The organism is Agromyces sp. P2_B3 (assembly GCF_056404815.1).
In genome coordinates, this window is record NZ_JBFUDH010000002.1 from 591,355 (window position 1) to 598,337 (window position 6,983).

Annotated in this window: 7 protein-coding genes and 1 pseudogene; 5 read left to right on the forward strand and 3 right to left on the reverse strand. The window is 72.4% G+C overall.

The window, feature by feature from the left end; all coding sequences use genetic code 11:
• Positions 1-5 precede the first annotated feature (5 nt).
• Positions 6-488, reverse strand: coding sequence for a GNAT family N-acetyltransferase (locus AC1DZA_RS05600; RefSeq protein WP_476763032.1), 483 nt, complete (start codon positions 486-488; stop codon positions 6-8).
• Complete coding sequence (locus tag AC1DZA_RS05605; protein WP_476763036.1) at positions 467-1,057, reverse strand: TetR/AcrR family transcriptional regulator; 591 nt, start codon at positions 1,055-1,057, stop codon at positions 467-469. Before AC1DZA_RS05605 ends, AC1DZA_RS05600 begins: the two co-directional genes overlap by 22 nt.
• Positions 1,058-1,292: 235 nt before the next feature.
• On the opposite strand from AC1DZA_RS05605, the gene AC1DZA_RS05610 reads away from it, so the two are divergent.
• Positions 1,293-2,900, forward strand: a complete 1,608-nt coding sequence (locus tag AC1DZA_RS05610) for a carboxyl transferase domain-containing protein (RefSeq protein WP_476763031.1) — start codon at positions 1,293-1,295, stop codon at positions 2,898-2,900.
• Positions 2,901-2,906: 6 nt separating this feature from the next.
• On the opposite strand, the gene AC1DZA_RS05615 is transcribed toward AC1DZA_RS05610, so the two are convergent.
• Positions 2,907-3,632: an MBL fold metallo-hydrolase gene (locus AC1DZA_RS05615; RefSeq protein ID WP_476772001.1), complete on the reverse strand. Its 726-nt coding sequence runs from the start codon at positions 3,630-3,632 to the stop codon at positions 2,907-2,909.
• 93 nt (positions 3,633-3,725) lie between these two features.
• On the opposite strand from AC1DZA_RS05615, the gene AC1DZA_RS05620 reads away from it, so the two are divergent.
• The 4 genes and pseudogenes from AC1DZA_RS05620 to AC1DZA_RS05635 form a co-directional block, all read left to right on the forward strand.
• Positions 3,726-4,313 (forward strand): TetR/AcrR family transcriptional regulator, encoded by a 588-nt coding sequence (locus tag AC1DZA_RS05620; RefSeq protein WP_476772002.1) that lies wholly within the window; start codon positions 3,726-3,728, stop codon positions 4,311-4,313.
• A 143-nt stretch (positions 4,314-4,456) separates the two neighbouring features.
• Entirely contained in the window at positions 4,457-5,233 is a 777-nt protein-coding gene (locus tag AC1DZA_RS05625; protein ID WP_476772003.1) for an electron transfer flavoprotein subunit beta/FixA family protein, read from the forward strand.
• 10 nt (positions 5,234-5,243) lie between these two features.
• Positions 5,244-6,230, forward strand: coding sequence for an electron transfer flavoprotein subunit alpha/FixB family protein (locus AC1DZA_RS05630; protein ID WP_476763788.1), 987 nt, complete (start codon positions 5,244-5,246; stop codon positions 6,228-6,230).
• A gap of 315 nt (positions 6,231-6,545) precedes the next feature.
• Positions 6,546-6,983, forward strand: a pseudogene (locus AC1DZA_RS05635) (hypothetical protein); the annotation flags it as partial.

Sequence of the window (6,983 nt, forward strand, 5' to 3'; positions counted from 1 at the left end):
CGGGCTCAGCCGAGGCGGTAGATCCGCTCCTCGATCTCGGTGCCGCGCGCGTTGGCGTAGCTCACCGCCGTGCCGACCTGCTCGAACCCGAGCTTCTCGAGCACGGCGATGGATGCCGCGTTGTCGGCGGCAACGCGAGCCCGCACGGGTCGTTCGCCCAGCGTGTCGAGGAAGAGGCGCATCGCCCGCGTCGCGATGTGGCGATTCCATTGGGCCGGGTCGATCCAGGTGGTGATCTCAGCGGCCCCGTCCTCGTACCAGCGCGCGATGCTGCCCACGATTTCGCCGTCGGCCCGGACCGTGCGGGCGTCGACCGAGGGATCGGCGAGGAGTCGCCGCCAGTGGGCGTCGAACGTCGCGCGGTCGCTCGGGTCGGGCGCGGTGAAGGCGGCCATGCGCACCGCCGCCTCGTCCTGCTCGAACGCGAAGAGTGCATCGAGATCCCCGTCGCGGGTCGCGCGCAGGGTCACGACATGAGGCTCGCCCATGTCATCTCCTCCAGGATGCCGCGGATGGTGCCATCGGCCGGTCGGCGCCCGGGGATGCGGGCGCTGTGCGGAGTGGAGTTCAGGAGTCCGAAGGCGGCGTGTGCCCGGAACCTGAGCTCCGCCTCGGCCCGATCGGGCCGGAGTCGGGAGAGGGTGTCGACCCAGTGCTCGACGTAGCGTCGCTGCAGCGAACGCACCTCGTGGCGTGCGCCGCGGTCGAGCTGCCCGAGCTCGCGGTCCTGCACGACGATGACGTCGGCCTCGCCGAGGGCGAAGTCGACGTGGAAGCGGATGAGGGCGCGCAGTGCGTCGCGGGGCTCGTCGGCGGAGGCGAGGACCCGCTCGGCGCCGTCGAGCAGTGACCGGCTGGCGCCCTGCAGGATCGCCGCGAGCACGGCGGCCTTGCCGGGGAAGTGCCGGTACACGGCCGGTCCGCTCACGCCGACCGCCGCGCCGAGGTCTTCGATGGTGACGCCCGCGTATCCGCGTTCGGCGAAGAGCGTGGCGGCGGCCCCGAGGATCGCGGCGCGACGGTCGGCCTTCTGGCGACTGCGCTCGGTCAGCGGCATGGCGTCGGGGGCACCGTCGGACGGTGCGGCCCTGGAGACGTCGGCCGGCGCATCGGCCTCAACCGCGGCGTCGGCGTCGGCCGTGCGGGCCGTCGCTGCGCCGGTGCCGGCCTCGTCGAGGGTGCTTGCCATGTCGGTGGGTGCTCGCTAACATCGGGAATCGAGTTAGTGCACACTAACCGAAATTCCGTGCTCCGCACAAGAGGCGCGCGGTCGACGAAGACAGGCGGCGCGGATGACGACCCTCACGACGGGCATCGACCCCTCGAGCGACACGGCGCGCCGCAACGCCGAGGCGCACGCCGAGCTCGTTCGCGAACTCCGCGAGAAGCTCGCCACCGCGGCGCTCGGCGGGCCCGAGTCCTCCCGTGAGCGGCACGTCGCCCGGGGCAAGCTGCTGCCGCGCGACCGCGTCGACCGGCTGCTCGACGAGGGGAGCCCGTTCCTCGAGCTCTCACCGCTCGCGGCCGACGGCATGTACGGCGGCGATTCGCCGGGTGCGGGCATCATCACGGGCGTCGGGCTCGTGCAGGGCCGACCGGTGGTGGTCGTCTGCAACGACGCGACGGTCAAGGGCGGCACGTACTACCCGATGACGGTGAAGAAGCATCTCCGTGCGCAGGAGGTCGCCGAGCAGCACCGCCTCCCGTGCGTCTACCTCGTGGACTCGGGCGGCGCGTTCCTCCCGAAGCAGGACGAGGTGTTCCCCGACCGCGACCACTTCGGCCGCATCTTCTACAACCAGGCGCAACTGTCGTCGCAGCGCATCCCGCAGCTCGCGGCCGTGCTGGGCTCGTGCACGGCCGGCGGCGCCTACGTGCCCGCCATGAGCGACGAGAGCGTCATCGTGCGCGACCAGGGCACGATCTTCCTGGGCGGGCCGCCGCTCGTGAAGGCGGCCATCGGCGAGGTCGTCACGCCCGAGGAGCTCGGCGGCGGCGAGCTGCACTCCCGCATCTCGGGGGTCACCGATCACCTCGCCGACGACGACGAGCACGCCCTCGAGCTCGTCCGCGACATGGTGGCGACGCTGCCCGCTCCGCCCGCGCGGGCCTGGACGGTCCGCGAGTCGCGGCCGCCCGCCGTCGATCCTGCCGACCTCACGGCTGCCGTGCCGGTCGACGTGCAGCAGCCGTACGACGTGCACGAGGTCATCGCCCGGCTCGTCGACGACAGCGAGTTCAGCGAGTTCAAGCCCGACTACGGCGACACGCTCGTCACGGGCTTCGCACACCTCGACGGACACCCGGTGGGCATCGTCGCGAACAACGGCGTGCTCTTCAGCGAGTCGGCCATGAAGGGCGCCCACTTCATCGAGCTGTGCGACCAGCGCGGCATCCCGCTCGTGTTCCTCCAGAACATCTCGGGGTTCATGGTCGGCCGCGACGCCGAGGCCGGCGGCATCGCCAAGCACGGCGCGAAGATGGTCACCGCCGTGGCCACGACCCGCGTTCCGAAGCTCACGGTCGTCATCGGCGGGTCGTTCGGCGCCGGCAACTACTCCATGTGCGGGCGCGCCTACTCGCCGCGCTTCCTCTTCATGTGGCCGAACGCCCGCATCTCGGTGATGGGAGGCGAGCAGGCGGCATCCGTGCTCGCGACCGTGAAGCGCGACCAGCTCGCGGTGAAGGGCGAGGAGTGGCCGGATGCTGCGGAGCAGGCGTTCCGGGCGCCAATCCGCGAGCAGTACGAGCAGCAGGGGAGCCCCTACCACTCGACGGCGCGGCTCTGGGACGACGGCATCATCGATCCCGCCGACACCCGCACCGTGCTGGCCATGGCGCTCGAGCTCGCGAGTCGCACGCCGCTGCCCGAGCCCCGGTTCGGCCTCTTCCGCATGTGATCGGGTTCAGGAACCGGATGCCGCGGCCGCCTGCGTGACCTCGCGCACGGCCTCGTCGATCCCGCCGTTCCAGGGCGTGCCGTGACCGGGCAGGACCCAGGTCGTGCCCAGCCCGACGAGGCGCTGGAGCGATTCGATCGCCTCGTGGGGATCGTCGGTGAAGGGCGCCGGCTGCGGACCCCGTTCGCCGGTGAGCACGTGCCGGGTGGTGAGCGCGTCGCCGACGAACACGGCGTCGACGACGGGGACGTGGATGGCGATGCTGCCGGGGGAGTGCCCGGGCATGCCGATCACGCGGGGTGCACCGGGAAGGTCGAGCACGTCGCCGTCGTGCACGGCGACCACCTCGGCGAGCGGCGTGGTGCGCATGCCGTTCTTGCGGAGCGCGTACCACAGGAAGCCCACGGTGGCGCCGATCTTCATGTGGCCCCACTCGGGCTTGGTGGAGACCTCGCCGCGCGCGCGTGCCGCGTCGGCCTCGTGCACGAAGACGGGCACGCCGTGATCGCGCCGGAGTCGCTCGGCGAAGCCGATGTGGTCGCTGTCGCCGTGCGTGAGCACGACGCCGCGGACGTCGTCGACCGATCGGCCCATAGCGGCGAGCTCGGCCGTGAACTCCTTCCACTGACCGGCGAGGCCGGCGTCGATGACGGTGACGCCCTGGGGGGTGTCGACGAGGTACACGGCGACGACGTCGTTGCCGATGCGGTGGAGTGAGGGTGCCAGTTGCATCGCGGGATCCGATCTCATGTTCAGGGGTGGACGATGGCTATGCTACATAGCTATGATGGCTACGGTCAATAGCTAAAGACGATCGGAGTCGCCGTGCCCACACCCGACCGGACCTCGCTCGAGGCGATCGTCGACGCCGGTCGAGCGCTGCTCGAGTCCGACGGCCTCGACGGCCTGACCATGCAGGCGGTCGCCGAGCGAGTGGGCGTCCGCGCTCCGTCCCTCTACAAGCGCATCCGCAACCGCGACGACCTCGTCGCGCGCATCGCCGAGGCGACGCTCGGAGAGCTGCGCGAGCGACTCGACGACGCGGCGGAGCCGGAGAATGAGCCCGATCCGGCGCATGACACCGATCCGGGTGCCGAGCTGGCTCGGCTCGCCAGAGCCGTGCGCGCGTTCGCCCACGAGCGCCCGGCCGGCTACCGCCTCATCTTCGGCCCCGGTGCCGAGCTCCGGCTCACCGACACCGCGCTCGCCGAGGCGAGCGGGGCGGTGCTCCGCGTCGCGGGCGACCTGGCCGGCGACGAGCATCGGCTCGATGCGGCGCGCACCATCACGGCCTGGGCCAACGGCTTCGTCAGCATGGAACTCGCGGGCGCGTTCCGGCTGGGCGGCGACGTCGACCGGGCGTTCGAGTTCGGCATCGCACGCCTCGCCGCCGCGCTGGCCCTCGGCCGCTGAGTCCGTCGAGCCCTGCTTGCCATTGCGGTGAGCGGACACTAGCATCGAATTCAGTTAGTGCACACTAACTGTGAGCCCACGAGGCACGGTCGCAGAGAGGCGCGGATGGTCATGCTCATGAGCACGCATCGGAGCCGAGCCCGATGAGGATCGTCGTCCTCGTGAAGGAGGTTCCCGACACGTACGGCGAGCGCAGGCTCGACCTCGAGACGGGGCTCGCCGATCGCGCCGCGAGCGAAGCCGTGCTCGACGAGATCAGCGAGCGCGCGCTCGAAGTGGCACTCGCCTACGCCGACTCGCACGACGACGTCGAGGTCGTCGTCATGTCGATGGCCGCCGAGCGTGCGGTGCCGACGATCCGCAAGGGGCTGGCGATGGGAGCGGCTTCGGCCGTGCACATCAGCGACCCCGGCCTGGCGGGTGCAGACCTCGGCCTGACCGCGCGCACGCTCGCCGCGGCGATCCGACGCACCGGCTTCGACCTCGTCATCGCGGGCAACGTGTCGACCGATGGCAGTGGCGGCGTCATCCCCGCCATGCTGGCGGAGCTGCTCGGCGTCCCGAACGCGACCGCCCTCTCGTCGGTCGAGATCGCGGCCGACTCGGTGGCGGGAACGCGCGACGTGGATGGCGGCACCATGCGCGTGCGCGCCGGGCTTCCCGCCGTCATCTCGATCACCGAGGCGCTTCCCGATGCGCGCTTCCCCAACTTCAAGGGCATCATGGCCGCGAAGAAGAAGCCGTTCGAGACGCTGGGTGCCGCGGACCTCGGCATCGAACCGCACGACCTCTCGGTGGCGATGTCGATCATGACCGCCATCGCCGAGAAGCCCCCGCGTTCGGCGGGCGTCAAGATCACCGATGACGGCGACGGCGGCATCAGGATCGCCGAGTTCCTCATCGAGAACCGACTGGTCTGAGAGGACGATCGTGACCGACCACCCCCCAGCCCCGATCCTGGTGCTGCTCGAGACCACTCCGAACGGCGACCTCGCGACGAGCGCGGCAGGCCTCCTCGGGGCCGCCTCCCGTATCGGCGTGCCTGTCGCGCTCATCGTCGCCGCGCCGGGTCGGCCGCAGGAGCTCGCCGAGCAGGCGGCTGCCGCCGGCGCGGACCGGGTCCTCGTCGTCGAGACCGGCGCACTCGCGAACGAGCTGACGATCCCGCACGTCGACGCGCTCGCCGCGGCCGCCGCCGCCGTCACGCCCGAGGCCGTGCTCATCTCGAACTCGGTCGGCGGGCGTGACATCGCCGCCCGCTTCGCCGCCCGCACGGGCGCTCCGATCGCCGTCGACGTCGTCGGTGTCTCGCGCGACGCCGAGGGCATCCTCGCCCACCACTCCGTGTACGGCGGTGCCTACGACGTCGTCTCCGCGGCGACGTTCGGTCCGCTCGTGGTGACCGTGCGGCAGGGTGCCGTCGATGCGCGGGCGGAGGCACGTCCCGTGGTGCTCGAGCCGCTCGACGCGGCGCCGTCGGGCGCGGCATCCGCGACCATCGAGTCGTTCGAGCCCGCCGCCGAGACGTCGAGCCGACCCGAGCTGCGCGGAGCGAAGCGGGTGGTCTCCGGTGGTCGGGGCCTCGGCTCGGCCGAGCAGTTCGCACTCGTCGACGAGCTCGCCGATGCGCTCGGGGCTGCGGTCGGCGCCTCACGGGCCGCGGTCGATGCGGGCTACATCCCGGCGGCGCACCAGGTCGGGCAGACCGGGGTGTCGGTGTCGCCGCAGTTGTATGTCGCCCTCGGCATCTCGGGTGCGATCCAGCACCGCGCCGGCATGCAGACGGCCAAGAACATCGTCGCCGTGAACAAGGACCCCGACGCGCCGATCTTCGAGGTCGCCGACTTCGGCGTCGTCGGCGACGTCTTCACGGTGGTCCCGCAGCTGATCAGCGCGCTCGCCGAGCGGAAGCGGTGACCGGTGGTCGCCGACACGCGGAACCTGCGCAGGGGACTGCCTCGCCAGCGCGGCGGTGACGCGTGGCCTCCAGTCCACGAGGCGCCGGGCGAACCCGTCCGCTCGTCGACGCACGCGCCCTCGGCCGCTGCGTCGGCAGCGATCGCGTCGGCGCCGGTCGGGTCGGCGCCCGTCGCGTCGGGGCCGGTCGTGTCGGCGCCTGGGGGGTCTGCATCGGTCGCGGCGGCGCCGCTCGCTTCCGGATCGGTCGCGACATCGGCATCCGGTCGGCTTCGCAGCGGACTTCCGCGGGTGGCGGGTGGAGGGCCGTGGCCTGTGGCCGGCGAGTCGGCCAGGGCAGGCAACACCGAGGTGACGGATGCCGCGGCCGCTCCGCAGCCCGCACGCAACGCGGCGCCCGCAGGCGAGCCGGTGGCGGCGACGTCGACGGCACCGCTGCCCTCGGTCGCCGCCGTGGCATCCCCGACCGACGGTGCGCTTCGACGCGGACTCCCACGGGTCGCCGGGGGAGACCCGTGGCCCGTGCTCGGGGACGGCGTCATCACGGCCCCGGTCGCAGCCGAGCGGGATACACCCGCTGTCCCAGCTGGTCCCATGGCGCACGCCGAGCCCATGGCACCCGCCGAGCCCGCGCCCGCCGAGCCCGTGGCGCCGGCCGTCTCCGTGGCGCCAGCCGTGCTGGCGGCCCCCGACCAGCCCGTGGCGCCGGCCGTGGCCGCAGCGGCGGCCCCACCCGTCGCGCCGGCCCAACCC

Bases quoted from the DNA above. Each gene is read 5' to 3' on its own strand.
- AC1DZA_RS05600 (WP_476763032.1), bottom strand. From the start codon at position 488: ATGGGCGAGCCTCATGTCGTGACCCTGCGCGCGACCCGCGACGGGGAT.
- AC1DZA_RS05605 (WP_476763036.1), bottom strand. From the start codon at position 1,057: ATGCCGCTGACCGAGCGCAGTCGCCAGAAGGCCGACCGTCGCGCCGCG.
- AC1DZA_RS05610 (WP_476763031.1), top strand. From the start codon at position 1,293: ATGACGACCCTCACGACGGGCATCGACCCCTCGAGCGACACGGCGCGC.
- AC1DZA_RS05615 (WP_476772001.1), bottom strand. From the start codon at position 3,632: ATGCAACTGGCACCCTCACTCCACCGCATCGGCAACGACGTCGTCGCC.
- AC1DZA_RS05625 (WP_476772003.1), top strand. From the start codon at position 4,457: ATGAGGATCGTCGTCCTCGTGAAGGAGGTTCCCGACACGTACGGCGAG.